Genomic DNA, 24,452 nt, shown 5'->3' on the forward strand with positions numbered 1-24,452 from the left:
TTACTGCTTGTTTTCGCGTTCCACAATGATCAGCTCCTCGCCCTCGGCCAGCGACTTCTCGGCCACGGCCTTGTCGAAGTACACGCCTTTGGCGGTGAGGTAGCCCTCTTTCAGCGTCGGGAAAGAGCGCAGGGCGCGCTTCACCTCGTAGACGCGCTCATCCTCAACTTCCGCAGTTCCCTGCTCTTCCGCTGGATCCTTAGAAGGGGTCGGCGCATCAGGAGCAGCGGCTGGCTGTTCTGCAACTGGCGCAGCCTCCTGCGCAGCGGCTTCCTTTGACTGCTCCGTCACGATGGCGTTACCGTTTGGGGCAAGGGCTACTTGTTGCGTTGCCTCTACAGGAGCAGCGGCTGGCTGCTCCTGGGGCTTATTGTTCTTAGCTTTAGACATGCTTCAGGTCTCCTTAGATGATGTACAATAATTTCTGCTTAGGCGTCACCACGGCAGAGTCCAGGGTGCAGACCTGCTTCATGAACATCTCCTCCCCGAAGTTATTCACCTTGCCGATCTCCAGCTTCAGCGAGTCATCCAGTAGGTCTGTGCCCAGGATAAAGTCGCCGGATGCACCGCCGCGACCCGCCAGCTTCATGTTAGAAGGAAGCGGCACGAACTCTATTTTCACACCCAGGAAAGAGAAGTTATCCCCGGCCACCGTAAAGATGTCGCGGTACTGCTGGTTGGCGTTGGCCTGCAGGATCTTCTGCTTGTCGGCATGCGGCGCGTAGATCACCAGGTCCGTCTGCTCAAACACCTCGGAAGGGATAAGGGCGAACAGGTCGCCGTATTCCGTGGCCAGGGCCTCCACTGTGTTTGCCGTGCCCGAGCCTTCGATCACCTGCTTGGAAAGGATCATGCGGGTGATTATGCCATCCACCTTGCCAACGACCTGCGCCGCGGCCCACGCCTTCTGTTTGGCCGGTATCTCGGCATCGGCTGCGATGGCGTCTTTTGATGCCTGGGTGATACCCACCCAGAACAGACGCTCGAAACTCTTGCCCAGGCGCGGGATACAGTGGCCCAGCACCGCCTGCTCGAATTCGTTGGAGGTGATGTTGGCCGCTCCCTGTTGCATGTCACGGGCAAAGCGCGAGTTGCGCAGCTCGTCCATCTTAAAGGTGGTGAAAGCCATGATCTTTACCGGGCGGATCTTGCTGTCGCCAAACTTCACTGTGTCGGTGTAGTTGGCCAGGTCCGTCTCGCGCAGGTCCTCCTTATAGTCAGAGTAAGGGATCTCGCCCTCGATCGAGGTCACGACGATCTCATTCTTAATGTCATCCATCACGCGCACGAGGCTCTTCTCGACCGTGTTGTTGCGGTGAATTACTTCCGAGAAAATCTCCTGGGCGTGTTCACCTTCAAATACCTTTGGATTGTATTCCATCTTTGGCTAAAGTATAAAAGGGTTAGGGTTACTTTTTCTTGTTGCGGCTGCGTACCTCCGCCAGGCGCACTTGCGCAGGGGACAGCCTCTCATCGGCCGGTTCCTTGTCGCCGCCCATCTTGAGAAGCTCTGCGCCGGGTTTCTTCTTCAGCTTCACCTCCAGTTCCTGCTTCTCGGCAGAAAGCTTGGTCGCTTTGTCCTCCTCGGCCTTCAGCTTCGCCTCCAGCTCGGTGGCCTTCTGCTCGGCAGACAGCTTGGAGGCGTTGGCGTCCGATAGCTGCTTCTCCAGCTCGGCGATGCGGGCCTGGGCCTTGCTCAGCTCCTGGTCTTCCTCCGGGGCGGCCTCTTTCAGCTTGCCCTCGGCCACCTCGATGGTGGTGCCGTCTTCCAGGGTGTAGGTGCCGTCGGCCAGCGGCTCACCGCGCTCGCCCTCTTCGCTGAGGCTGAACACTTCCTTGGTCTCGTCATCCACCTCGATGGTGGAGCCGTCTTCCAAAGTCATTGTGGCCAGTGCCATAAAGGCGGTCAGCTTGGCCATCATGCGGGCGATCAGGCCCGGCTTCTTTAAGGGTTTCTTCATTTCTGTTTGGGCTAATTTTTCAGGCTCCTGGTAGAACCACTGGTACACGCTCGTCGAGGTCTCCACCTTGAAGGTGACACCCTGCTTGGTTTTGTAGGTGCCGGACTCCAGATAGGTGTTGTCGGAGTTGAACAGCTTGTTCGTGATCGGGTCATGCACGATCACGGTACCGTCCTCCAGCTCGATGGTGGAGAGCTTCAGCGCGCTCATGCGCTGGAACCAGCCTTTTGGCTTTTTCATATCTTGGTCAGGCGTATCGGTTTTTGACAGTTGCTCTTTCACCTCCTCGTAGTCGAAGAGGCCCTCCAGCGAGAAGCCGCGCTTGTTACCCGAAAGGATCTCCTTCTCCCAGTAGTCGGCATCCTCCACCCGGTAAGAAACCATCCAGGTGCCCACCGGAAGATCGGAAAGCCCCAGTGCCACGGCCTTGTCTTTCTCGGCATCGGAGATGAGCCAGGACTCCACCACGTAATTGCCGTCCAGGGCGAGCTCGTGCTCGTCGTTGGTGGCATGGGTGAAGTTGTTCTTATGGAACTTGTTGCGAATGCGCTCGATGGTGTCGGCGTCGAACTGGATGTAGAAGGGCTCCTCGTCCTCCGTGAGGCGGAAGATCTTTTTATCCGGGATCAGCACCGGGCCGGTCAGGATCTGCTTGTGCTTGTCCTGCGCCAGCTTCACGGACTGCGAAAGGGCCACAAAATCAGCCTCGATGGCGGGGCGCGACACAAAGGAGATCAGGTTCACACCCGTTTTCTCGTCCGTGTCGTCGATGGAGATGGCAAATACCGGCGCCTGGCTTTTCCGCTTCATACCCCACTAATGCAGAAAGCCGGAATCTTGGTGGCTGAAGGGAAAAAATTTTTACTTTATATAGGGGATTGCGTATACTTACCCTGCTATTGTTATTAATCCTTTACCAAACCATTGCCATGAAATACGCTTTTACCCTCCTGGCGCTGCTCTGCGCCCTGACCTGCTATGCCCAGAATTATGAGTACAAAGGCATTCGGAATTTTCCCGTGAATGAAAGGACCGGCAAGGTCACCTATGAAGGGGTGGTGCCCGCTGAGGGCATGAGCGCCCATCAGCTCTACAGCGCGGCCAAAGAATGGATCGCAAGAAACTCCGATGCGCGCTACGCGATTGAAACCGAGGTGCCAGGGGAGAAGATCATAGGGAAAGGAAGCGTGGCGCAGTCTAATTTCAACGGCCATACCCACAGCTACGACTTTATACTCTCCTTCAAAGACGGACGGTATAAGTATGAGTTGACAAACTTTGTGCTGCAGTACGACTATGGCACCCCCGCCACAAGAGGCAGCTTTGCGCTGGAAGACTACCCTAAACAAAACCTTTCCGGCAGAAGGGCACAGAAGCTTGACACGATTTACCAAGGCTTGGATCAGGATTTTAAAAGCGTAGCTGCCGTGTTTGAGGCTTTTGCCTTGGATGTAGCCGGTGATGACTGGTAAAAATAAAACAGGTGCACAGGTTTACAGTATATCCTTACCTTATAATATTTATTATTGACTTATTTCTATACAGCACATATAGGAATAAGTCAATAATAAAGAAGTGTAGTAACGTACTAGAATAAACCTGTGCACCTGTTCACTAAAGCAGCTTCCCTACCTGCTCATCACGGTTAAGGCTCTCGGCTTTCCTGACAATGCGCCGGCTCTGCCAGTTGTCTGGCTCCGGATAGGTGAAGTCCTTATCTGCCGTCCGGGCCGTGTTGCCGTCGATGCTCTGCAGGTAGCGCTCGATCTTCTCTAGCGTGGCGGTCGGCACAAAGGCCCCGCCCTCGGCTCCTACACTCGCAGCGGCTGCGGCAGCGCTCCCAGGCAACTGGCCGCCGTCCGCAAACTTCCTTTTCAGCTGGTGCTCCGGAATAGCCACGAAGCGCACCGAGCGGCCGATGGCGTTGATCCGCTCGATGGCCTCGCGGTTATTGCGGTAAGCGTGCTTGTTGGTCACAAACTCCCCGCCCTCCACTTCGATGTTAGAGAAGCGGCCGGTGCCCCTGATGCCGCCTGCGTCATGCGAAGGACCATCCAGCGCCCCGCCGTTGGCTCTCTTAGAAGCTTTTACCTCCTGCAGCGAGCCCGCTAGTTTTTTCGCGCTCAGCACGGCAGCGGCCACCGCGGCAACCCCGGCAGCGATGGCCGCGATGTTGGCGGGAGGCGGTAAACCTGCGCCTGATTTCGTTGCTTTTAGTGCTGCGGCTACCGCATCGGCCGCATTCTGCACATTCGTGGCCAGGGTGGTGGCCGCCATCAGGGCCTGCGCCTTGGCCTCCAGCTGCTGGCGCTTCTCTTCTGCCTGCTCTTTCTGCTTGGCGATCTTGGCCTCCTCGGCTGCCGCCTTCTTCTTCTCGTTTGTCAGCCGGGCCTCCTCGGCGCGTTCCTTGGCGATCTGGCGGATGAGGTATTCGCGCTTGGCGCCGCGGGCGTCCTCCAGGCGGGACTCCAGTGCCTGGCGCCGCTCCATGGCCTCCTGCAGGCTGTCCTCTGCCGCCTCCTGCCGCTCCCGTGAAAGTTCCAGCTGCTCATCCAGATACTCGGTGTAGGCATCCAGCCGCATGAAGGCATCGTTGAACAGCGTCTCGGCGATATAGCCCAGGCTCTGCTGCAGCGAGGCCAGTGATTCGGCCAGACTCTCCTTTACCCGCTCCAGGTCCCCGGGATTCACCCGGAAAAGCTTGGTGAGCAGCTCACCCATCAGGTCATTCTCCGCCGGCACCAGATTATCCCTTAGTTCCTTTACCTGCAGCTTGAGTTCCGCAAAGGCCTTGGTGCGGGCCAGCCCGGCCTTCTCCATCACGTCCAGCTGCTGCTCCAGTCCCCGGATCGTGGCCTCGGTGATCTCCCGCTCGGTGGCCCCCTTGAGCTTCAGCTCGATCACGGCCATATCGCTGGCCTCCTGCAGCGTGGCCAGCTCCTCGTTTAAAAGGCGCTCTTTTTCTTCCTTCGCCTTTTTCTGCTCGGCCAGGTTAGTCGCCACAATGGCTTTCTCCTTCTCGGCGATCTGGTTTTGGATAGCCAGGTACTCCGAGCTGTAGCGCTTACCCTGGGCCACCAGTTCCACCAATACTTCCTGCAGGCCGTCGGCCTCGATGCGGAGCAGGGTCTGCTGTGAGGCACCGTCCAGCTTGGCCTGCTCCAGGCGGCGCTGGCGCTCCTCTTCCGCTTCACTGCGCGCCTGATCAGCGAGTGAGGCCTCCAGCTGCCGCCGCTTGTTGTAGTTTTCCTCTGCCAGTTTGTAGGCTTCCTCCGAGGCTTTTTTCTGACGGTCCAGCGCCTCGGCCCATGCTTTCTCATCGCGCTCGGCCAGGCTCTTGTCGTGGGCGGCCTTGAGCTGGCGGATCTCGCTCAGTTTGTCGGCATACTCCTCCGATCCTTTTTCCAGCAGGCTCAGCTCATCAGCCAGCTGCTGCTGGCGGAGGGCATACGTGGACTTGCCGGCCGCGGCCTCCTCTGCGATCAGGCGCTTGCGGCGGGCGATGCGTCGCTCGGTGGCGGCTTTCTCCTTATCTTCCAGCTCCTGCAGGGCTTTCTCCGTGGAGGAGTCCACGAGCCCGAGCGAGAGGAAAGAGGCCACATCGCGGATCTGGTCCCCCAGCTTGTCGAAGAAGGCGAACAGGCGTGGGAACGTATCGGCCAGGTAGGAGCCAAAGCGCTTGGCCGCGGCGCTGATCGAATCCCAATTGGCCACGATGGTGCCCAGTACCACCACGAAGGCCAGCACACCGGTGGCCATGAGCGCCTGCCGGGTGGTGATACCCATGAGCTTGGCCTTCACGCCGGCGATGGTCCAGCCGTTGCCCATGCCCAGCACTGATTTGAGCACCGATTGCGTCTCGGAGTTGAGCGCCTTGTGCATGGCCTCCACGCCCTGCATCACGGTGATCACCGAGAGCAGCTTGGCCTCATACTTCTCCATGCTTCCCTCCGAGGCCAGCCCGAAACTCTCGGCCGCGACGGTGGCCACGCCGAAGGCGCCGGTGAAACCGTTGGCGAAGTCCAGCAGGGCCGCGGTCTTGGCCTTGGGGTCCAGCGCGTCCACGGCGTCGTCGAGCTCTTTGAGCGCGCCCTTGGCCTTGCCCAGTTCGAGCATCATCTCCTCAAGCTCTTTGGTACCGAGCTTGGCGCTGTCGATGGCCGTCTCCAGCTCTTCTATGCGGGCCTTGATCTGCCCGACCGTGGCCTGCCCTTTCTGGCCCTCGATCTCAATGGTGTAGGTTTTAGTTAATCCCATGATGCGTTTGTTTAGATTGTTAGTACCATTCTGCGCTGGAGAACTCACCGCCGTAGAACTCTCTGCCGGCCGCCTCCTCGGTGTTCTGCGGCTTGCCGCCCCCTGAGGCCTCGCGCACGATGTGCAGCAGCTCCAGCTCTGTGGCGGACTCACCCGACACCTGGAACCCATCTGCCTTGTTGAAGCGATAGAGGATGCCGTGGAAGAGCACCGGCCGGGCTGGCGACAGCCTGCGGTACAGCTCAGGCGAGAGCATGAAGCGCAGCTTTACCAGGTGCCCGCGCGTCACCTCGGTGATATAGTTGCTGTAAAACCTTTGATAGAGCGCCTCAAAGTCCAGCCCCTCAAAAGAAGCTAGGCCATAGCGCATCGGCACGCCGCCATAGCTGATAACATCACCTGCCTGGCTGGGGCCCTGGTAGCGCAGCAGGCGCGGCAGGTAGCCATAGGCCCACTGCACCTGGTTAAGGGGCGTGGCCAGCTGATCCTGCGAGGCCATGCAGGGCAGCACCTTCTCCGCGCCGCCCGCGGCCGCGTAGCGGCGCATGGCCACCGGCGCCACCGGGAGCTCCATCGTCTTCTCCCCCTCCAGGTTCAGGTTGCGGGAGTCGTGCAGCTTGTCGGCAAAGCCCTTTACTGCCTGCAGCACCGCATCCGCTGTGTCGTCGGCATAGGTGAAAGCGATGCTGCGGTAAGGCAGGGCCGGCAGGTACTCAGCGTCCTCCGGGTTCGCTAGCCCCGTCAACTCCACGGCAAAGTCAGCCGGCAGCTCGTAGCGGTCATGGTAGTAGAAGGTGACGGTGCGCTTCTCGGCATCAGTGTCAAAGCGCAGGTTGCCCATGGTGACAAAGAGCCGGACCATGTCCAGCTGCCCCAGGTCCGGCAGGTTGGCCGCCAGGTCGATGTGCGTCGGCCCCACCAGCTCCTCAGGCAGGATCTCGATGCGCGTGTCGGTGTGGGTTACCTGGAAGTCGCCCCAGTTGTAGGCATTGCGTGACGTGGCCACGCTGATGCAGACGCTTAGCAGGTCTTCCTCATCCACATACACCGGCACCCCCGTGTCAAGGGTAAAGGTTCCCACCGCGCTGCCGGGATAAGGGCCGGAGTTGAGCACATCCGCCTGGGCCAGCACGCGGCCCGCTTCCATCCCTTGGCCCGGCTTGCGCGCAATCACCGACAGCAGCACGCTGTCGGGCTGGTAATCGGCGGCATACTCCCCCAGCGTGGTGGTCACCACCACCCGGTAACCGGCGCCCTTCCTGGCCCGGAAGTCGCCCACCTGGAAATAGCGGAACGGGTTGAGCACTTCCTGCGGGGAGAGCTTCCAGTACAGGGTGTGCCCGCCCGGATCCCCGAGCTCACCAGTGCTGTAGGAGGCGTTGTGGATGATCACAAACTGGCCCGGCTGCCATCCGTCGGGCAGCTGTGTAAAGTACAGGCGCTGGGTCAGTGGGTTTGACACACCGGTATCGTCGCCCAGGTAGCGCAGCAGGGTGCCCCAGTTCCATTGGAAGCCATCGCCCACATAGGGCAGCACCGTCTCCTGGAAGAGCTCGTCGCGCAGCGGCTCGCCTGCCACCTGCCAACCCACGTCGGCGAAGATCTTGCGGATCACAGCCAACAGGTACACGGCCGGCGGGTAATCCTCGGGGTGTACCGCGCCGGTGTACTCGTTAGAGGCCGGCACATCCTGCCCCTCCACCACCGGCTCCCGGAAGAAGTTGCCGTAGGCCACCAGGGGAAACTGCGCATCCGTCTCGTCTATGCCCAGGGCCAGCCGCTCCTCAAAGCCATGCTGCCCCTCGAAGGCGAACGGCGCAAAGGAGGCGATGTCGCGCAGGCTCTTGTCTTCCAGCAGCGCAAACACGTCCACTTCCTCTGACACGATGCGCCCCACATAGGCGCCCTTGATTGAGGTCAGCTGAAAGTACCCCCGAAGCAGGGTCCGGCCGCTGACCTCCAGCACGGCGCTGTAGGGGGAGAGCGAGCGGAACTTGTCAATGCGGTGCAGCCTGCTGCGGTTGCCGAAGATGCGCTCATTGCCGCGCGTCAGGGGCAGGGCCATGGTATAGGAGATGTCCGAGGTGCGGCTCCCCAGCTCAGACACGTCGGCGGCCCCCTTCCTGACGCGGATCTGGCGCGCCGCATCAGCCGGCAGGTCTGCCAGCTGGTTGTTGATGTACAGCTTTATCTCTTCCATTAGTTGCTGATCGGGTTATGGGTGAGCCCCGGCTCCAGGGTAAGCGACAGGGAGTACTCCTCGGCCAGCACGTCGGCGGCAGGGTCCATGTCTGTCAGCTGGCAGGCCGTGTAGGTGCCGTTCTCATAGAGGTAAACCTCCGGAGAGGGGGCTAGCTCAGCCAGCAGGAAATCAAAGGACTCCCGTGTGAGCAGCCCAGTGTGCAGCCTTTCGGAGGGGCTAAGCTCCACGCGCTGCACGCGGCTGTTGCGGCTGGAGGTGGTGGCGTTGAATGGCACGCCGGAGCGGTACAGCTGCGGGCTTCTGCGCATGGCCGGCTCCGTGTACCCCTGCACCCACACGGTCTCGTAGGCCGACAGCGAGGTGAGGAACACCAGGCAGCGCTCCCTTCCGGTTGCCGGGGGGAAGTGATAGGGCAGGCTGCCCAGCACCGTAGCGGCAGCGCCCATCGCTATTTTAACTGTAACCGTGCAGCCTGTTACTTTCTTGGTGGCGCTCAGCGCGTAGGCCCGGGTGAAGACCGCCTGCAGCGCCAGACGCTGCACGCCGCCCACCGTCGCGACAGAGGATACAACCTCCTCCACCACGCTGCCGTCATAGTAGCGGAAAGATGCCTCCAGCGTCAGCTCGGCGCCGGTGGCTGCCAGCACGTACAGCGCCTCGGCATAGGCTCCTCCGTGCAGGGGCGCCTGCGCCAGGGTCTGCCGGTTGAGCAGCCTCGGCGCGGCAAGGTCATTGAGCGCGTAAAGCGGCAGCGCCCCCTCCAGCGCCCACAGCACCGGGCTCTCGCCCACCGGATAGCGCCGCCTGAGTGCTAGGCCATCGGAAGAGTATACTTCGCCATAGCGCAGGAAATACGGCTTCAGGCGGTCAGCCTCCGAGAACAACGCATGCCCCGTATGTAGGCGCAGCACCGAGGCCACGTCAAAGGCGTAGCTGTTGCCGGGCGCGTACAGCAGCTCGCTGCGCTCCAAAAGCTCCGCCCCCTCTTTGCCCACCGGAGTGCCATAGCTGCCGGCGCAGCCCCACACTTCCAGGTAGCAGCCCCATGCCTTCTTTGTCTGAGAGCGGAGCGCATCCACCCCGGCGGTGATGGCCACAGTGATCGTCTCCTCATTGACGGTGATGCTGGGGGTAAAAGCCGATCCTTCCTTGATGGCCGTCAGCTTTACCTGCCCCTCTCCAGGCTGGCCGATGGTATAGCGGCTGCTCACGTACTCGTTGTCGAAGAATGCCTGCGCCAAGGTGTCGGCGTCATAGAACTGGCCCATCTGCGGTGCCAGGGAAAAGGTAAACAGCTGGCCATCCACCGTGAGTTGGGTGGCATACCCCACCGCGCCCAGCGTCAGCACCGCCTCTGCCTTTTTTGGCTCCTGGCCTGTTGCCGCGGCATGCAGCGTGGCCGTGATCGGGTTGCCCACCACCGCCAGGTCCGGCAGCGCGTCCACTGTCAGGCGCTCCGGCAGAATACAGGAGCCGTTATCGACAGTGGCCGTAGGGTCATAGTTGCTTGCCTCCGGGTTGGTGCAGCCGTACACCGGTTCGGCCGGCACATAGCCGCAGTCCGAAGAGTTCAGCGTGTCATTGGAGACAAAGCCACCGTTGCCGTCATGGTAATAGCTGCGCTTAGTATAGGTCTCTGGAAGGCACTCAGAGAAAAAGGCCTGGTTGGTCGGGCGGCTGTACCCTTCATTGGTCGGGTCCGAGGGTTGCGGTGAGTTGGTATCATCCCGCACGGCCACGGTGCGTGTCTCCGTGTTGAACTCATAGAGCCGCTGGACATAGTAGTAGCTGGGAAAGCTCGGGGTGCCTGCATTTTCCAGGAACCAGTAAGACTTAAGGAGTATCTGCGCCATTAGCGTGTATAGGTTAGTTCGGAATGTCTTTGAATGTGCGGTCCAATTCGTAGGTCATGTCGTCGAGCAACTGATTGTCCAGATAGAGCTCCACCAGGCGCTGCCCCTCGTCAAAGGCGGCCTGCACAAACGGCCTACCCTGTATGCCTTTTTTGTAAATGGAATTCTGGATCATGTAGGCCAGCTGGTTATCGGTGATGAAGCGCCCACGTCCTTTGCCGGCCCGCACCCTGCCGCGCATCTTTTTGCGCTTTATCCACTCGAGGATGTAGCGGAGCGGAATTTTTTTTGTGAACGGCTTGCGCCCGCTGTCTACCCACTTCCAGTACTCCAGCGCGTAAAGCTCTAACTGCGCGTTGGGTGTGAAGCCCTCGAACTGCCCCTTGGCGTTGCGGCCCTGCTTCACCTCCGCCCGGAAGGACTTCAGGAGCCGGGAGGTGGAGCGGTCGAGCGGGTATCGGCCCTTGCTCTCCAGCAGGAAGATGGCATGCTGTATGATGGCCTCGCCGATGGCCTGCAGTATGTCGCGGATGTCGCTCATGCTGCCCTCCTGTAGGTAATCCAGAAGTGCGCCACCGGGGCCACTACGCCCATGAATACGCCAGCCCAGCCTCCCCAATCCTCTAAGTAGACCAGGTGCAGCCCTTTGGCTGCAAACAGAGCGCAGAACACCCACAAAAAGCGGTGCCAGTTATCTTTGAAATAGTCGCGTGCGAATCGTTTCATATCAGTTTGATTTTGATTTTGTAGCCAGGATACCCCAGCCTGTGGTAGAGGCAAGCCAGGTTCTGCAAAGCGTTCAAAAGCGATGTCCACGGCTGCGGGTGGAAGTCGTAGGTATCCAGCACGTAGCCCTCCACGACGCGCACCTGCCCGAAGGCCAGCAGCATACCCCGGTCGTAGTTGCCCGCCGCGTAGGAACGCAGCCTGTCGAGTTCACTGGCTGACAGGTCGCGCTCTGTTAGCGTGGATTTTCGGAGGGTGAGGAAGCAGAGGAAGAGGCGCAGGTGCATCATGTCGCTGTTTGACGTGTTACCAGAATGATCTCATTATCCCATGAGGTGTATCCCTCGTCATAGTCACCTTTCTGGTACATACACAGAGGTGCATTCGCTAGGTGCCCATTCAAAAAGGGCTGCGGCCTGGTCAGTGATAAGCCCGTTGCCCCGGTTTGCAAAGTGTCAAGTGTGTGGGTTTTCTCGAATGCAGTACCGCTCCAACGCCAAAACTCCACATACCACGTACCTGATTCCTCCCTAGCTACGGTGATCTGGTTGTTCCACTCGCCTTTATCGGATTGCACGTAGTACACCCCGCCGAAATATGAGCTGTATACATCCGTGCCATGAGGGCAAATGATGGTGTCCGAAACCACCGCGTTTGTGCTGCGGTTCACCTTAATGTGGCGGTAATTTCCCGACACGTAGTCGCTGCCGCTCTCCGCGTTCACAAAATCCGCTACCAGCAAATAGGTATAGGTGCTGTCGGTGGTGATGTCCAAAAGCCGGAAGGAGCCGCCCGTATAAGGCCGTAGCACCACGGTTCGGGTATGCACGGTTTTGGCCGTCCAGCCACTATAGAGGTTGCCCAAGCTGGTGCCCGCATCCGTTACAGTGCCCGTTACTGAGTCGATCTCCACGAGGTAGATCTCATTCAAATCAAGCGCCCCGGTCGGGTGGTGGTACACGGCAAAACGTATCATCCCGGATGCGTCCATCTGCCCAGTCATGTACAGTTTATCGGGTATGGTGGTGGTGTTTTTTGCTAAAAAATCCACTGCGCTACTCCATGTAACCCCGTTATCGTCGCTCCATGCCACGGCCCAGCGGTACAGGTTCTTACGGGTAAACAAAAGGATTCTGCCGGACGGTGAACGGTAAAGCTGTGCGTAAGAGTTATTATCAAACCCGTTGGCGTTAATATCCTGTTCGGCGCCAATATCCGATAAATCCTTGCTTACCCTTCGAACCCACATGTTGTCTATGTTGTGCCCGGTGTAGGCCACCAGTACCGCATCATCCAGTATCAAAAGGCCCGCCGTGTTGTGCTCGTCGCGCCCCTCGGTGCCGTGGAGCTGCGCGCTGGTAATGGTGCCGTTAGGCTGTAGGCGGTGCAGCATGTGCGGCCCCTTTCCGGTACTCTCCGATCCAATGGAGGTAAAGTAGCTATCTCCCGTTACCGGGTCATAGGTAGCCAATGGTTTGCACCACCACGAATAGGAGTTGTCCGCAAGTACGCTCTGGAACGTGTAGGTAAAGGAGGTGATGGGCGGTGGTGTTACCGTCACCCGCCCCAGTGACTGCATGAACAGGTTTATCATAGTGGCATCACCTTGAGGTAGTCCATGAATTGCAGGCGCGTGTCCCCAGCCGCCGCAACGCCTAGCATGATTTTAGCGCTTGCGCCTATGGCGGCGGTGCGGCTGTGTACATCCTGCCACGTGGCCCCGTTATCGTTTGACTTGGAGAAGGTAAAGACATTGCCCTGCCGTTTGATGCGCCAGCGCCCGTCAATCGCAACGACAGGGCTGGAGTCGGTATAAGTCGTAGTACCTGCCAGTTTCTGCAAATAGCGGGCATTAGCATAAGTGGCAGCATCTGTTTTTCGTGACAGTACCACGTAGTTGTCGGCATCCACCTCAAAGCCGAAGTAGAACACGTTAGCCGTGTGCACGGAGGTCACCAGCGGGAACTCCACGTAGCAGTCCCCGAAAGTCGGGATGGAGACCAAAGCGTCATCGTAGGCCGTGCCGGTGCCGCCTCCGGTGCTTTCCAGTCTCAGCCTGCCGGTTCCGTCCTTGGCGAAGGTCACCTGCGAGCTTGCCCCCCGGCGTGTCCACTTAGAGGAATCAACAGCCCCTGCCGCGCCCTCGAAGTAGTCAGAGAACAAAGCACCGTCCGAGGTGGCATTGCTCACTACCGCCGTATAAGCTGAATCCGTAGTGGTCGAGCCGTTGCCCAAGGCTTTCGCCCGGTAGTATTTCGCCACACCGGGGGTCAGGCCGGTGTGCTGGTAGGAGGTGGTGCCCGCCGGTAAGGAGGCAAGCTGTGTCCAGCCGCTTGTGCCATTGTCCGATACCTCTAGTAGTATGCCTGATTCCTGTGCCATTACGAGTTAGTGTCTGTCCATGAAAGATTGATCTGCGTGTCACCGCTGGCTGTGGCCGTGAAACTGCCCGGCGCGTTGAGTTGGGTTGCACCCGCTGCGTTCACCTGCACCGTTCTGGTAGCCTCCGTAGCTGCCAGTCCTTGTGAGTCCGTCACATTGTAGTACTTGGTGTAAGTTCCTGCCGTGGCGGTGTCCACGGTGCCGGTTATCACAATGCTTGCTGAGATGTCGCCATCTTCCGCATCGGTGGCGGTTGCCCCCGGCTCAGTGTAAGTATCCCCCACGGTCAAAGTCATCGGGTTATCCCCTAAGAGCGTAATAGCAGGCGCTGTGTTCGGTGTTGGTTCTACGCCTGCACCTACAGAAGTAACCGACACCGCTACCACATCCCCCCAATTGGAAAAGAACAGCTTGTACTCCCCTTGAGCCAGTGCCGTGCCTGACTCAAAATCTGAGTTCAGGATAGTATGGGCAAAGTCAAAGGTTAAAGTAGAAGTACCGTCTGCCGTGTACGCCTGCACAATGGTAGTGCCTAGCGTGGTGCCTGATTTGGTAAAGGTCTGTGCCCCGGTTAAAGCTTCTGTTCGGATATGGCCAAAAGGGTTGGTGAAAGCCAGCGCATTGTTTGCCGCTTCCAAAGTTGCCTGTCCGCCCGTAGCGCCTAACAGCTCCTGCAACTTCGCCCAGCTAAGCCCCCACCAGCTGCCGTCTTCTTTCTGCACGCCGAAGTTGTCGGTGTCTGCCAGAGGGTTGGCATCGTCTATGGCAGATGCGCCGGAGAGGGTGAAGGCCCCCTTCATCGAGGCGATGATGTTGGCAAAGAAGCTGCGGGTTTCCGCCGCCCGGATCTTGCCTTTCAGCTTCAACGCATCGCTGCCCTCATCACGGAAGGTCTCGTCATTCTGGAGGTACAACTCCTCCTCGGTCTTTTTCTGTCCAGCCATTATCTAGGGGTGAATCGTGATTGAATGTCTTGGCGGTCCACATACTTGGGGTACTCGAAGGAGAGCTCCACGCGCCAGCCGTAGGCTGCATCGTCGTTGAAGGCCACCAGGCTCAGCATGCTCATCACCCGCAGGCTCATCAGCACGCCCTCTAGCCTGATCTGCTCTGTGAAGGCATCGGCCATGCGCTTAGTGCGCTGCAGGATCTCCTTCTCTGCCCGGGTGCCGGGCTGGGTGCCCTGCTCAGCCGGAAGGTCCAGCAGCAGCAAGGCCACGCTGTAGGAGTCGAGGCCTGGGTTAGTCTCCCTGATCTCCATCTCCGCTTCCTGGAACAGCTGGGGGTAGGCCGAGTGGCCGCCCTCGCCCTGCTCGTCGCCGTAGCCGAAGCCCACGTGCTTGAGGTCGGTGAAGCGAGAGGCCAGCTCCTGTATGTAGTCTTCGGGTGTCTGCATACTCCACTAATGCAGAAGGGCGGAATCTTGGTGGGGGCGGGCATTATTTTTCCGCTCCCACTCCATATCCTCTAGGACTTCCGCAGCATTGCGCGTGCGGAGCGTGTATATGCTCTCACCAACCGCGCGGCTATGCGCGATGAGCGCTTCGGTAAACGTTGCGCCACCAGCTGATCCAGTGCCTTCAGTGCCTTCTCCGCCTCCTCTTGGGCTTGGGAAAGTGAGCGGATGCGCCCGGCGTATGGTTGCGAGCTGGTCAAAAAAAAAGCAACCGCGCCCCAGGCTTTGTCCATCGGCAGCGAGGCAAAGGCCTCGGCGGCGGCGGCCACACTCTCGGCGGTCTGCGCTTTACCCTTCTCACGGCAGAGCACCGCCAACAGGTTCGGGGCCGCCGCGATGGGGTTGCCCTCGGCGGCCTCCAGGAAGGAGAGCAGCGCCTCGAACTGGGCGGCGTCTATCCGCTCCAGGTTGCCCACGTGCTCGTAGGTTTTCTTCCCGTGTTTGAAGCTGAGCATTGGCTCTGGCTGGGGTAGCTCGGAGAGCCAGGGCATCTGGCGCAGAATAAGTGGCGCCAGCGACACATCGGACTGCACCGCCTCTGTCGGTAGGCCGGTGAGGCAGGAGGCCGCCACGACCGCCGCCAGGGGCGCAGGCTTGCCGCTCATGAGCTGGTGGTAGTTGATGAAGGCAGAGAGCGGCACCTCGTGCCAGCCCTCGGGAATGGCGCCCTCGATGCGGGTGCCTTCGTTGTCGGTCAGGGTGATGGTTTTCATACTTCTGCTGTTTTGGAGATTGTGTTGATTAGCGCAAGAGTGTCGGACCTGAAGCCCATTGTTTCCATCAGGAGGCGGCGCCCCTTATAAACCTTTAGAGATGTGGAATATAGGTAAACATGGTCTTCTGGAACAAGCGTTACGCGTACCACGCTCGTTAACTTCTCGCCTCTGCAGGTGAAGGTGGTGATGTACATTTTGGTTGGAAAGCCATCGGTGTTAATACCCTTGAGGATTGATCTTCGTGCCATTGTGTATGTAGGTTAAGTATAGTCTATGCCCAGCCCCAGCTTCGCTTCGCGCCGATCTTGTTGAGGGCCACGTAGCGGAGCGGGTCCAGCAAGTGGTTGAAGGCGTCGATGGGTTCGTTCAGTCCTTTGCCTGTTTTCTTATCCACCTTCCACTTATAGTTGTTGAGTTCCTTGCGCAGGTTCACGCTGCGGCGGGTAACGTTCAGGCGGTAGCGCTTGAGTATGTCAATACCATTGTTCACTGAGTCCGGCCCTTTCTTGGCTCCCTCGATCTTGAAGCGCAGGCGCTTGATCTCCTCGATACTCTTAGGCTCGGCCGAGTCGGCGATGATCCAGCGGCTGCGGTCAAAGCTCAGCTTGTCCAGGCGTTGCCCGATGTCCTGGTTCGTCAGGCCAGTCTCGTATACCAGCTCATCCAGCCAAAGCTCGCCGTTCTGCTCATACACATCCACCACGCCGGTGGGGTCGTTGGTAAAGCCGAAGTCCATGCCGGTGCCCAGGTGTTTGGCCCCTTCCGGGATCTCATCCACCAGCACCCAGTTGCGGTAGATTAGCCCCTCGATCTTGCCGGTGAGCCCGCGGGCGTACACGCGCCACAGCTCCTCATCTTCATCGCGGAGCGACTCAATAGTGGCGCGCTGCATGTCTGAAAGGAAGGGGTTGTCTCGGTGGTCTGAGATAAGACGCAAGACATGAGGCTTCCCGATCAGGTGCTCATGCACCCAGAACTCGGCGTTCGGGTTGTAGTCGATGTAGCTCTGTATCCTGGTGCGCAGGAAAAGCTCCTTCCAAACTAAGTAGGGTATACCGTTGGCTTCATTCATGAACAGGAAGTCGCGCTTACCCGACTTGGCGTCCTGAGGTCCATCGTAGGACTTAAACTCCATGATGCAGCCATTATGGAAGTTGAATATCCTGTCTGATTTATTGTAGCTCTTAATCAGGCGCTGCACTGTCTCGGAGGTATCGTAGATCTCCAACGCATCACGGAGCGCCCCGGCCTTTAGGTTTGGGATGTCCTGCCCCACCACAGTGCATATCTTGCGCTTCGGGAATTCGGAGAGCTTGGTGAACAGCGCCTGCAGGATGCAATAGGTTTTACCAGAACTGGTGCCGCCCTGGTTTACCACCACCTGCGCAGTGGCCTCATAATTCGCCTTGTATAACGCCGATGTCTCGAACATGCTACAGCTCTACATCCTTTTCGTCGGTGGCTATTTTCTTTGTAGAAGGGATGATCTTCACCTCTGTCTGAATGACCGCCGTGGCCTTGCTCTGCTCATTGTCCTTCTCATAGAGCCCGTGCATCTTTGCCAGCTTGTCGAGGGCCGCATCGCGGGCGTACATCTCCACCGATAGCCCGAACTCGCCCGGCTTCACCGACTTGATGATGCCGCGCTCCTTGTCCTCCACCAGCCTGACCATGTCCAGCTCCGCGCGCTTTACCTTCTGCGGCGGCCCCTGCACAAAGCCGGTGGCACGCGGGTCACGCTCCAGCTCCAGCTGGTGGCGAATGATCTGCCGGCGGCGGCGGGCCTGGGCGGCATCGTGGGTCTTCATCTCCTCCTCGCTGTAGCCGGCGCGCTGGGCGTACTCCTCCTCGAACTCAATCTCCGCCTGGATGCTGTCGATCACCTCGCCAAGTGGCTTGCGGATGCGCGGGGTCTCCTCCACCTCTGTCACCGTGAAGTAGTCGGCCAGGTTGCCCTGGGCGATGTCGGCGGTGAGCTTGGTCACCTCGGCGGCCGCCAGGCTCAGCTCCTTCAGGCGCGCGTCGATGTGGGGCCTCAAGTTAGCATTGGTTAGCAAGCGGTGCCCCTGCACCTTAGCGCCTTTCTTACTGTAGCCGGCACGAATAGCGGCTTGTGTAGCATTGCAGTCGATGCAGTACTCCTCCACGAAGCGCTGCTCCCTTGCTGTCAGTTTCTTGAGTTTGTCTGCCATAATGCCCGAAAATAAAAAGCCCCTTCCGAGGGGTTTCGGAAAGGGCACTTTACTTGCTGTCGGGCTTGGTGTGGTAGCCTTTTTTGAGTTGGGGGTTGCGTTTGACGAAGGCTTTGAAGGCCGGGTAGGGCACCCCGAGCTTGCGGGCCATCTGGGGTCCTTTTAGCCAGCCTTCGGTATAGTCGGCTTTGACCGTGCGTACCTCCGCCATGGTGTAGGTGTGGCGCTTGACCAACTTGGCGGGCGGCACCAGGTCGGGGAACAGGGATAGCTGCATAGGCTTACTGCAGGCTCAGGTACCCCTCGATGAGCTGGCGGAACTGCTCCTCGGTGCGCACGACCTCGACGCGGTACCCTTGCTCGCGGAGCTGGGCGGCTACGATCTTCTGGGCGGGGGACTCTTTTCCGGTGAGCGTCTTGAACTCGATGTAGAGGCCCCAGTAGCCGTGCTCTGGTCTCGGAACCGCCAGGAAGGTGTCGGGTATGCCGGGGGTGATGCCCATGGCCATGTCGAGGGAGCCGGCGATCTTGTGCTTGTTGCCATCGTTCTTGTTGCAGTAGTAGAGGTTGCGCAGGTCGCGGAAGTTGTTCTTGAACCAGACCACGCAACGTGATTGCAACTGGGCTTCGGATTGTTTAGGGGGCTGGGTAATAGATTTTTGCATTTGGCTAAAAGGATATAAGGGTGTAGGGTTAGGGTAATTGTTTAAGATACTTATCAACCAGTGCCCTGGCGGATTCCATGTTGGCAAAGCGATCTTTGTAGGTTGGACTTGATTTGGGATGACGCCTGACTTTAAAGAACTCAGTTTCTGCTTTGCGCATGTCCCGGACCAATGCTGGGAGGCTGCCGGCTTCGGGTCTGAGTGGGAAGTGCTGCAGGCACCGGTCTACCGCGGCAGATTCGTTCAGGATAGGCGTGATCCAGGAGCGGTGGTAACCACTCTCCTTGTGGGCTTCCTGGGTAATCCTTAAACTCTTGACACATTCATACAGATGATTTTCCAATTCTAAAGCGCTCTTGTTTGCTAATCTCTTTGCCATGGGTTTATGTTTTTTGTAACAGGTGAACAGGTTTATCTCTATACCTTACCCTTATATCCTTGTTATTGACTTATTCCAATATATCGCATATTCGAAAAAGCTAATAATAAAGAAAAGGTATAACTATAAGAAATAAACCTGTGCACCTGTTCTAATCGTTGTTTCGCTTGATGATCTCTATCCATCTTTTACCGGCATAAGGCCCGGCTTCGCGGGTTTGCCCTTGTTCAGTTTTCAGCTTTTCGTAGCGGATATAATGATTGAGCCACTTGCTAAACTTGTCCAATTTGAAGTCGCTCTCGCTCAGGGAATGAGCGGCGCGAAAATCAGCCCATAGCTCGTGCTTATAGTATTGCTTTCCTGTCTCCAGGCTGTCGCAGAACTCCACAAAATCGGCGTTGGTCACCTGCAGCAGCTTGCGGCGGTTGAGGTTGATTGGCTTCGCCTCCTGCAGCCCGTGGGAGAGGAATGCGCGGCAGCACTCAATCATGAGGTTATCGAAGTATCCCCACTGGGTCAGTGTCCAGTCAGTGAAGAAGTCGTGGCCGAACTCATCGCTTGGCTTATAGTCTTTCGAGTAGTGCGGCGCGATCTCAATCTCCAGCTTACGGCGGGCATGGCTATCACCTTCACCGCCCACCATGTCATTGGAGGTAATACCGAATTTTGGCGCGCGGTCGTAGGGTATCGTCACTTGCCCCTGGTAGAGGCGGTTGATCTTGAGCATGGTGGTGGCCATGTTGAAAAGCTTGTCGAATGGTAGGCGCTTGCCGTCCCAGTCTTCGAACACCACCAGGCGCGTGGCGTCCGTCACTCCTTGAAAAGCGAACTTATCACGGAAGTCGAAGAGCTTGCCGTCCAGCGGCTCCACGGGAAGCATGTGCCCTAGCGCCTGGAACACCAGCCCCTTGCCGGTGCCGCCTTGCGGATCCTCGCTCACGGCCTCATCCACCAGAATGATGATGCGCGGGTTGCTTGGCGATTTGTAACCGTGTAGTAGGTAACCCATTGCTGTCATCAGCATGAGCATGCGTTTGTCATCGCCTCCGGAGATGTTGTAGAGGAACTGACTGAAGTCACCTTCAGATATTTCATCCTGAGCGATAAGGTTGAACTCCCGTGGGAGTACCTGCTGTTCCCAGATGTAACCATGAAGGTCGTGGTATTCTTTCACCTCCGGCCCCGCTTTGGTCACCTCCACAAAACAGTTCTGAAAGAAGAAGAAGGCACTGTGCTTGGTGTCGCGCACAAAGTTATCCGGCAACTCCACCAGGAACTCCATCATGCCCTCGTCAAAGAAGTTGCGGCGCTGCGTCATGATCTCGTTGATCAGGTGCGGGCGGAAGATATTGTCAAAGGCGAAGGGTAGCTCCGTGAGGTAGCCCATTACAAAGGACTTCACCTGGTCGCGCGTCACCTCCTGCACGATGTTGTTGGTAACGCGCACCACTGAGCAGGCTTTGCCCTGGCGGTACTTACGGAAGCCTGCCGCTTCCAGAAACTTCGTGTACATCTCTAGCGAAAGGAATAAGTTATGCTTGTCTTTCTTCTCTTCATAGGTCACGCTCCAGAAGGCTTCGATCACCTCCTCTTTCTCTGCGTAGATCTCGGCCACCACTTTGGCAATAGCCTCAGCGTTACCGCCGCTGGCAGTAGCTAAAGTGGTGGCAACGTATTCCTGCGGCTCCCCGATTTTCCTGCTGTTGTACACCTTGTACTCCAGCGGCTCGGGCAGGATCGGCTTCTCCTGCCCCTTCTTCAGGCCGGAGCGGATAGTGCTGAAGGCATCCTTCCAGGCAGAGGAAGGCGAGGTTTGCCGCACCGCCTCCTCCAGCGCCTCCTGCGCCTCGTACTCGGATAGCAACCCAGTGGCTACATAGCCGCCGCACAGGTAGGACATGCGCTTGCGGGTGTGGTGCTTGTCACCGGCCGGGGCCTCCAGGATCTTGCGCACGGCGGTCTGCAGCGCCGCCTGGCCATGGCTGGCCGGCTTGGTGGGTGCCGGGTACTGGACCTGCGGGCGCGAGGCGGGCTTGAACTCCGGCTCTGCCAGCTGCTGAGTAAATACCTGGCTCTCGGCATTGATGAAGATCTCCGGGTCGTAAGACACGAAGCGGGGCCGTGAGACGTCTGGCAGCGAATCGATGGAGCTGATGCCATACGTCTCCTCATAATAGCGTTTGAGGGCTTTGTAGCTGGCGTTGTGGTTGTCCGTGGGGATGCGTACGATCACTGCCAGGCCATCACCGCCCGTGCTCACGAACATAGCGTAAGTGTAAGGATCTGCGCCGATCTCCTCCCGCATGGAGAGGTCGTGGTCGATGTCGATGCACACCAGCCCTGAGTGCTGCTGCAGTCCTTTCTCTTCGCGCTTGGTGAAGGTGCCTGATACCGTGAAGTAGGGCAGTTTCTTTTTACGCTTGCGCTTCTCGGTGTCGGTTTCGGAGGCGCGCACGTGCTCCACCTGCTCACGCCAGCGACCGGTGCGGATGCCGTCGAACACCGCCAGCAGGTCTACCTCGGCGCCGTTGGTGGTGATATGTATGTTAGGGTATAAGCTTACCATGATTTCTGTATAAGGGTGGGTTTGGCGCACCTGCTGGTGCTGGGTTAGAAATAAGCGTTAACTTCTTTGTGGCAGTTCTGGCACTTCATGTGCACATGGCGGTCAGAGTAGTAAATGTTGACCAGGTCAACCTCTTTATGCCTGCACCACCACTGCCGGAGTCTTATCAGGATTCGTATCATTGTTTATTGATTAAACTATATAAGCGTATGCCTTACACCTGTTGGCCTCCACCTGTTCTTTAGTCAGGATTTGGAACATGCTGACTATCTTTCTCTCAACAGGTCGCAGCTTTAAGCGCTTTGGGATTTTTGGTTTCATAAATCCATTAGGTTTTAGATACTATAAGGCCAACTGTATTTTATTTCCATATTATCATCAATCGCCTGTGTTGGTGTCAGGTTATCATCATAAAGTAGTCGCCAGCTTTTAGCGTCTAACTTCGTCTCTTTGGTTATCGCGTTAATGTAGCGCAAACAGTAGCGAACCTTGCAAAGCCACCTTGCAAAACTTAGGTTACTGGATTTCCTCATTTTATTTATTAGTTAAAGTTGGGTAGTGACATTACCTGTAAGCAGTAGAAGCAAGTGACTTCTTCTTTTTTGGTGGTGGTGTTCTTGCGGGTGTACCCACAAGCAGCCATCTTTTCACCAGCTTTGCGCCTGCGCTCTTTTTCATGCTCAGGTATAAAAGTTTCGTGCGATTTATGCTCTAAGTGGACTTTCATAAATATTAGTTTGATGAGTGAATTACGACTTCTTCACACCCGTTCAATTTCTTGAATGCAGAGCGTGCTGCTTTTCTCATTTCCTTCCTGGTAAGGATAGACTGTTGCAGGTTGCTGAAAGCGTCCAGGTCAAGCTCATCTGATTTTGCTTGCTCTTCCTTTTCTGTGATCTCTTTATCATAGTTAAGAATAGCTGTATGGAGGGCGTTTAGGGTTTCGCCTAATTCGTCATCATTTAAGGTCTTTTCCATGATTTTAACTTTAGATTAGGTAATTGTAGTAAGCGGTAGTTCTTGCGAGTGCATGTTTTGCCGTTGTCTAATTTTATCGTGACATTCTTGCCTAATACAGAGACAACCCTTCCTTTTAGGTAGCCTTCACCAATTAGCTTCACTCTATCACCTGCTTTCATTTTGCTTTATTCTGTTTAACCTGTCTATTTCTGCGGCTATTAAAGCACCAGCCTTTACTAAATTTCTGATTGGATCAGCGGATGGCTTCCACCAACTCCCCTGCCATGGCCACTGATTCGGTGCTTTTTCTCCCGGCCTGTAGCCAGCGTAGGTGACGTTCCTTTTACTGTAGGTATTAGCAATTGCCGCTGAAGCGTAGCACTTCGCTGCGTGCACTAGTTCTTCGCTGTCATGCTCTGCATCGTGTTCTGGTGTCCAGCCTTCTTGCTCAATTTGGCGCTGGCGCTCTGCTGCGATTAATTCTACTCCGTTTTTCATGGTTGTTTAAATATTAGGTTATCGTTGTACACTTATTTCTAAATCCTATCATCTGAGCCTCTGGGGCGATGGCCCACGCTGGAGGGATTATTCTGACACAGCTCATGCCGCCACCTCCCCTTTCCGCTTGAGCTGCATGTACACCCAGCCCGGCTTATAGCCTCTAATCTCCGCCACCTCCTTCAGTTCCTCCTCGGTCATATCTGTCCAGGACTTGCGCAAGTGATCCGGCAGCGGGATCTTCACCTTGGCGGCCTTGGGCAGGAAGTCGTTGAGCTCCTCGAACACGGCCTTGGGCAGCTCCCGCTCGGTGACGTGCAGCGTGAAGGTGTGGCCACACTCGCGGCACTCTCGGGCGCCCACGTGCTGGATGAAGAAGCAGGAAGGGCAGCATTTCACTGGGGCTGCCTGCTGCAGCTTTTTCTTCTTTACCGTCTCCAAAGTGTATTCCTCCTCCAGGTCCACCGGCCCATGCTCCCACACGTTGCCGCCCTGATCGATCACCGTGCAGTGGCTTTTGCCTGGTGCCGGCCGGAGCCCCCTGCCCACCATCTGCAGGTAAAGCGACTTGGACTTGGTGGCGCGGTTCAGGATCACCGTCTCGATGGCCGGAAGGTCAAAGCCCTCCGTCAGTATGTTCACGTTGCAAAGCACCTGGAACTTTCCCTCCTTAAAGGCTGCCAGTATCTTGGAGCGCTCCAGCGGCGATGTCTCACCGTCCACGTGGGCGGCAGGTATGCCGGCAGAGATGAAGGTGTCGCGCATGGTCTCCGAGTGCTTCACGTCCACGTTAAACACAATCGTCTTTGTGCCGGAAGCGAATTGGTTGTAGTGCTCCACCACTCCTGCATACAGCTCTTTCTTATCGAAGCGGTCGTGCATCTGGTGCACGTTGTAATCGCCGCCCGTAAGGTCCACGCCGCTCATATCCATCTTGCTGCCCACGTAGCGGGCAGGCACCAGGAAACCCCGCTCGGTAAGGTCCGCCAGGCTGATCGGCGCCACGATATTGGAGTAGATGTCGCCCAGCCCTTTGCCGTCGAGGCGGTAAGGGGTGGCGGTCAGGCCAATGATGGCGGCACCCTGGGCCGCGTACTGGTCCAGCAGTGTCTTAAAGCTTTTGCTGATGGAGTGGTGGCACTCATCCACCACCACCACCTGAGCGGGCGGGAGCTCGCGGCGCAACAGTGTCTGGATCGAGGCCACGTTCACAGACATATTTTGGCGCTGCTTCCAGCCGGCCATGATCACACCGGGTCTGATGCCGAAGGAGTGCAGCCTGTCTTTGGCCTGCTCCACCAGCTCCTTGCGGTGCGCCAGGAACAGCACACGGCTGCCCTTCTCCACGGCAGAGTGGATGAAGGCGGAGGCTACCGTGGTTTTTCCGGCACCGGTGGGCAGCACCAGGATCTCGGCGCGGTGGCCGGAGCGGAAGCCGTCACGCAGCTGCTCGATGGCCTCGGTCTGGTAGTCTCGTAAGGATGGTATTCCGTTCATAGATAAAGGCTAAAGGGGATTCGGTTTGGATAAGGGAGGGCAGGCTACGTCTGCCCCCGTGTACTCGTGCTGCACCTGATCGTAAGTCAGGGAGGCAATAAACTCCCACAGTTCGTAGCGGGGTGGGTACTCTCTGAGCAT

27 protein-coding genes are annotated in these 24,452 nt (G+C 57.6%); 1 reads left to right on the top strand and 26 read right to left on the bottom strand.

What is annotated here, in order from left to right:
- Genes FJM65_RS07900 through FJM65_RS07910 form a run of 3 tightly spaced genes read right to left on the bottom strand, consistent with a single transcriptional unit; the run spans position 1 to position 2,771 of the window.
- Positions 1 to 390, bottom strand: coding sequence for a hypothetical protein (locus tag FJM65_RS07900; protein ID WP_140620955.1), 390 nt, complete (start codon positions 388 to 390; stop codon positions 1 to 3).
- A 13-nt stretch (positions 391 to 403) separates the two neighbouring features.
- Entirely contained in the window at positions 404 to 1,381 is a 978-nt protein-coding gene (locus tag FJM65_RS07905; RefSeq protein WP_140620956.1) for a hypothetical protein, read from the bottom strand.
- A gap of 28 nt (positions 1,382 to 1,409) precedes the next feature.
- A complete protein-coding gene (locus tag FJM65_RS07910; RefSeq protein WP_140620957.1) occupies positions 1,410 to 2,771 on the bottom strand; it encodes an XkdF-like putative serine protease domain-containing protein in 1,362 nt (453 codons plus the stop codon).
- Between the two features lie 119 nt (positions 2,772 to 2,890).
- Here FJM65_RS07910 and FJM65_RS07915 point away from each other — a divergent pair, with 119 nt between their 5' ends.
- Complete coding sequence (locus FJM65_RS07915; protein ID WP_140620958.1) at positions 2,891 to 3,433, top strand: DUF4468 domain-containing protein; 543 nt, start codon at positions 2,891 to 2,893, stop codon at positions 3,431 to 3,433.
- 142 nt (positions 3,434 to 3,575) lie between these two features.
- On the opposite strand, the gene FJM65_RS07920 is transcribed toward FJM65_RS07915, so the two are convergent.
- The 23 genes from FJM65_RS07920 to FJM65_RS21630 form a co-directional block, all read right to left on the bottom strand.
- Positions 3,576 to 6,218 (bottom strand): coiled-coil domain-containing protein, encoded by a 2,643-nt coding sequence (locus tag FJM65_RS07920; RefSeq protein WP_140620959.1) that lies wholly within the window; start codon positions 6,216 to 6,218, stop codon positions 3,576 to 3,578.
- A 19-nt stretch (positions 6,219 to 6,237) separates the two neighbouring features.
- The gene (locus FJM65_RS07925; RefSeq protein ID WP_140620960.1) at positions 6,238 to 8,418 is read right to left on the bottom strand and encodes a hypothetical protein; all 2,181 of its coding nucleotides are present in this window, start codon (positions 8,416 to 8,418) and stop codon (positions 6,238 to 6,240) included.
- The gene (locus FJM65_RS07930; protein ID WP_140620961.1) at positions 8,418 to 10,274 is read right to left on the bottom strand and encodes a hypothetical protein; all 1,857 of its coding nucleotides are present in this window, start codon (positions 10,272 to 10,274) and stop codon (positions 8,418 to 8,420) included. The genes FJM65_RS07925 and FJM65_RS07930 overlap by 1 nt, the downstream gene beginning before the upstream one ends.
- A gap of 13 nt (positions 10,275 to 10,287) precedes the next feature.
- The gene (locus FJM65_RS07935; RefSeq protein ID WP_140620962.1) at positions 10,288 to 10,815 is read right to left on the bottom strand and encodes a hypothetical protein; all 528 of its coding nucleotides are present in this window, start codon (positions 10,813 to 10,815) and stop codon (positions 10,288 to 10,290) included.
- Positions 10,812 to 11,000, bottom strand: a complete 189-nt coding sequence (locus tag FJM65_RS07940; protein WP_140620963.1) for a hypothetical protein — start codon at positions 10,998 to 11,000, stop codon at positions 10,812 to 10,814. Before FJM65_RS07940 ends, FJM65_RS07935 begins: the two co-directional genes overlap by 4 nt.
- Complete coding sequence (locus FJM65_RS07945; RefSeq protein ID WP_140620964.1) at positions 10,997 to 11,290, bottom strand: hypothetical protein; 294 nt, start codon at positions 11,288 to 11,290, stop codon at positions 10,997 to 10,999. Before FJM65_RS07945 ends, FJM65_RS07940 begins: the two co-directional genes overlap by 4 nt.
- Complete coding sequence (locus FJM65_RS07950) at positions 11,287 to 12,594, bottom strand: hypothetical protein (RefSeq protein ID WP_140620965.1); 1,308 nt, start codon at positions 12,592 to 12,594, stop codon at positions 11,287 to 11,289. Before FJM65_RS07950 ends, FJM65_RS07945 begins: the two co-directional genes overlap by 4 nt.
- Entirely contained in the window at positions 12,591 to 13,382 is a 792-nt protein-coding gene (locus FJM65_RS07955) for a hypothetical protein (RefSeq protein WP_140620966.1), read from the bottom strand. Before FJM65_RS07955 ends, FJM65_RS07950 begins: the two co-directional genes overlap by 4 nt.
- Positions 13,382 to 14,326 (bottom strand): DUF5011 domain-containing protein, encoded by a 945-nt coding sequence (locus tag FJM65_RS07960; protein WP_140620967.1) that lies wholly within the window; start codon positions 14,324 to 14,326, stop codon positions 13,382 to 13,384. The genes FJM65_RS07955 and FJM65_RS07960 overlap by 1 nt, the downstream gene beginning before the upstream one ends.
- A complete protein-coding gene (locus FJM65_RS07965) occupies positions 14,326 to 14,778 on the bottom strand; it encodes a hypothetical protein (RefSeq protein WP_140620968.1) in 453 nt (150 codons plus the stop codon). Before FJM65_RS07965 ends, FJM65_RS07960 begins: the two co-directional genes overlap by 1 nt.
- A gap of 71 nt (positions 14,779 to 14,849) precedes the next feature.
- A complete protein-coding gene (locus FJM65_RS07970) occupies positions 14,850 to 15,551 on the bottom strand; it encodes a hypothetical protein (RefSeq protein WP_140620969.1) in 702 nt (233 codons plus the stop codon).
- A 274-nt stretch (positions 15,552 to 15,825) separates the two neighbouring features.
- Positions 15,826 to 16,986 (bottom strand): PBSX family phage terminase large subunit, encoded by a 1,161-nt coding sequence (locus FJM65_RS07980; RefSeq protein WP_140620971.1) that lies wholly within the window; start codon positions 16,984 to 16,986, stop codon positions 15,826 to 15,828.
- Position 16,987: 1 nt separating this feature from the next.
- The gene (locus tag FJM65_RS07985) at positions 16,988 to 17,746 is read right to left on the bottom strand and encodes a terminase small subunit (protein ID WP_140620972.1); all 759 of its coding nucleotides are present in this window, start codon (positions 17,744 to 17,746) and stop codon (positions 16,988 to 16,990) included.
- Positions 17,747 to 17,795: 49 nt separating this feature from the next.
- A complete protein-coding gene (locus FJM65_RS07990; protein WP_140620973.1) occupies positions 17,796 to 18,023 on the bottom strand; it encodes a hypothetical protein in 228 nt (75 codons plus the stop codon).
- Positions 18,024 to 18,027: 4 nt separating this feature from the next.
- A complete protein-coding gene (locus tag FJM65_RS07995; protein WP_181163670.1) occupies positions 18,028 to 18,366 on the bottom strand; it encodes a VRR-NUC domain-containing protein in 339 nt (112 codons plus the stop codon).
- 73 nt (positions 18,367 to 18,439) lie between these two features.
- Positions 18,440 to 18,790 carry a hypothetical protein gene (locus tag FJM65_RS08000; RefSeq protein WP_140620975.1) on the bottom strand — a complete coding sequence of 117 codons (351 nt, stop codon included), beginning with the start codon at positions 18,788 to 18,790 and terminating at the stop codon, positions 18,440 to 18,442.
- Between the two features lie 151 nt (positions 18,791 to 18,941).
- Complete coding sequence (locus FJM65_RS08005) at positions 18,942 to 21,356, bottom strand: BT4734/BF3469 family protein (protein WP_140620976.1); 2,415 nt, start codon at positions 21,354 to 21,356, stop codon at positions 18,942 to 18,944.
- A gap of 44 nt (positions 21,357 to 21,400) precedes the next feature.
- Entirely contained in the window at positions 21,401 to 21,538 is a 138-nt protein-coding gene (locus FJM65_RS21210; protein WP_181163671.1) for a hypothetical protein, read from the bottom strand.
- Between the two features lie 359 nt (positions 21,539 to 21,897).
- Positions 21,898 to 22,083 (bottom strand): hypothetical protein, encoded by a 186-nt coding sequence (locus FJM65_RS08010; protein WP_140620977.1) that lies wholly within the window; start codon positions 22,081 to 22,083, stop codon positions 21,898 to 21,900.
- 5 nt (positions 22,084 to 22,088) lie between these two features.
- Positions 22,089 to 22,334 (bottom strand): hypothetical protein, encoded by a 246-nt coding sequence (locus FJM65_RS08015; protein WP_140620978.1) that lies wholly within the window; start codon positions 22,332 to 22,334, stop codon positions 22,089 to 22,091.
- Between the two features lie 147 nt (positions 22,335 to 22,481).
- Positions 22,482 to 22,814, bottom strand: coding sequence for a hypothetical protein (locus FJM65_RS08025; protein WP_140620980.1), 333 nt, complete (start codon positions 22,812 to 22,814; stop codon positions 22,482 to 22,484).
- Positions 22,815 to 22,916: 102 nt separating this feature from the next.
- The gene (locus FJM65_RS08030; protein WP_140620981.1) at positions 22,917 to 24,311 is read right to left on the bottom strand and encodes a DEAD/DEAH box helicase; all 1,395 of its coding nucleotides are present in this window, start codon (positions 24,309 to 24,311) and stop codon (positions 22,917 to 22,919) included.
- Positions 24,312 to 24,320: 9 nt separating this feature from the next.
- On the bottom strand, positions 24,321 to 24,452 hold the full coding sequence (locus FJM65_RS21630; protein ID WP_262710936.1) for a hypothetical protein: 132 nt from the start codon (positions 24,450 to 24,452) through the stop codon (positions 24,321 to 24,323).

The sequence above is a fragment of the Pontibacter mangrovi genome (genome assembly GCF_006385705.1).
Lineage (GTDB): Bacteria > Bacteroidota > Bacteroidia > Cytophagales > Hymenobacteraceae > Pontibacter > Pontibacter mangrovi.

Excerpts from the sequence above, each read along its gene's own strand:
- FJM65_RS07900 (WP_140620955.1), bottom strand. The coding sequence starts at position 390 with ATGTCTAAAGCTAAGAACAATAAGCCCCAGGAGCAGCCAGCCGCTGCT.
- FJM65_RS07905 (WP_140620956.1), bottom strand. The coding sequence starts at position 1,381 with ATGGAATACAATCCAAAGGTATTTGAAGGTGAACACGCCCAGGAGATT.
- FJM65_RS07910 (WP_140620957.1), bottom strand. The coding sequence starts at position 2,771 with ATGAAGCGGAAAAGCCAGGCGCCGGTATTTGCCATCTCCATCGACGAC.
- FJM65_RS07915 (WP_140620958.1), top strand. The coding sequence starts at position 2,891 with ATGAAATACGCTTTTACCCTCCTGGCGCTGCTCTGCGCCCTGACCTGC.
- FJM65_RS07920 (WP_140620959.1), bottom strand. The coding sequence starts at position 6,218 with ATGGGATTAACTAAAACCTACACCATTGAGATCGAGGGCCAGAAAGGG.
- FJM65_RS07925 (WP_140620960.1), bottom strand. The coding sequence starts at position 8,418 with ATGGAAGAGATAAAGCTGTACATCAACAACCAGCTGGCAGACCTGCCG.
- FJM65_RS07930 (WP_140620961.1), bottom strand. The coding sequence starts at position 10,274 with ATGGCGCAGATACTCCTTAAGTCTTACTGGTTCCTGGAAAATGCAGGC.
- FJM65_RS07935 (WP_140620962.1), bottom strand. The coding sequence starts at position 10,815 with ATGAGCGACATCCGCGACATACTGCAGGCCATCGGCGAGGCCATCATA.
- FJM65_RS07940 (WP_140620963.1), bottom strand. The coding sequence starts at position 11,000 with ATGAAACGATTCGCACGCGACTATTTCAAAGATAACTGGCACCGCTTT.
- FJM65_RS07945 (WP_140620964.1), bottom strand. The coding sequence starts at position 11,290 with ATGATGCACCTGCGCCTCTTCCTCTGCTTCCTCACCCTCCGAAAATCC.
- FJM65_RS07950 (WP_140620965.1), bottom strand. The coding sequence starts at position 12,594 with ATGATAAACCTGTTCATGCAGTCACTGGGGCGGGTGACGGTAACACCA.
- FJM65_RS07955 (WP_140620966.1), bottom strand. The coding sequence starts at position 13,382 with ATGGCACAGGAATCAGGCATACTACTAGAGGTATCGGACAATGGCACA.
- FJM65_RS07960 (WP_140620967.1), bottom strand. The coding sequence starts at position 14,326 with ATGGCTGGACAGAAAAAGACCGAGGAGGAGTTGTACCTCCAGAATGAC.
- FJM65_RS07965 (WP_140620968.1), bottom strand. The coding sequence starts at position 14,778 with ATGCAGACACCCGAAGACTACATACAGGAGCTGGCCTCTCGCTTCACC.
- FJM65_RS07970 (WP_140620969.1), bottom strand. The coding sequence starts at position 15,551 with ATGAAAACCATCACCCTGACCGACAACGAAGGCACCCGCATCGAGGGC.
- FJM65_RS07980 (WP_140620971.1), bottom strand. The coding sequence starts at position 16,986 with ATGTTCGAGACATCGGCGTTATACAAGGCGAATTATGAGGCCACTGCG.
- FJM65_RS07985 (WP_140620972.1), bottom strand. The coding sequence starts at position 17,746 with ATGGCAGACAAACTCAAGAAACTGACAGCAAGGGAGCAGCGCTTCGTG.
- FJM65_RS07990 (WP_140620973.1), bottom strand. The coding sequence starts at position 18,023 with ATGCAGCTATCCCTGTTCCCCGACCTGGTGCCGCCCGCCAAGTTGGTC.
- FJM65_RS08000 (WP_140620975.1), bottom strand. The coding sequence starts at position 18,790 with ATGGCAAAGAGATTAGCAAACAAGAGCGCTTTAGAATTGGAAAATCAT.
- FJM65_RS08005 (WP_140620976.1), bottom strand. The coding sequence starts at position 21,356 with ATGGTAAGCTTATACCCTAACATACATATCACCACCAACGGCGCCGAG.
- FJM65_RS21210 (WP_181163671.1), bottom strand. The coding sequence starts at position 21,538 with ATGATACGAATCCTGATAAGACTCCGGCAGTGGTGGTGCAGGCATAAA.
- FJM65_RS08010 (WP_140620977.1), bottom strand. The coding sequence starts at position 22,083 with ATGAAAGTCCACTTAGAGCATAAATCGCACGAAACTTTTATACCTGAG.
- FJM65_RS08015 (WP_140620978.1), bottom strand. The coding sequence starts at position 22,334 with ATGGAAAAGACCTTAAATGATGACGAATTAGGCGAAACCCTAAACGCC.
- FJM65_RS08025 (WP_140620980.1), bottom strand. The coding sequence starts at position 22,814 with ATGAAAAACGGAGTAGAATTAATCGCAGCAGAGCGCCAGCGCCAAATT.
- FJM65_RS08030 (WP_140620981.1), bottom strand. The coding sequence starts at position 24,311 with ATGAACGGAATACCATCCTTACGAGACTACCAGACCGAGGCCATCGAG.
- FJM65_RS21630 (WP_262710936.1), bottom strand. The coding sequence starts at position 24,452 with ATGCTCAGAGAGTACCCACCCCGCTACGAACTGTGGGAGTTTATTGCC.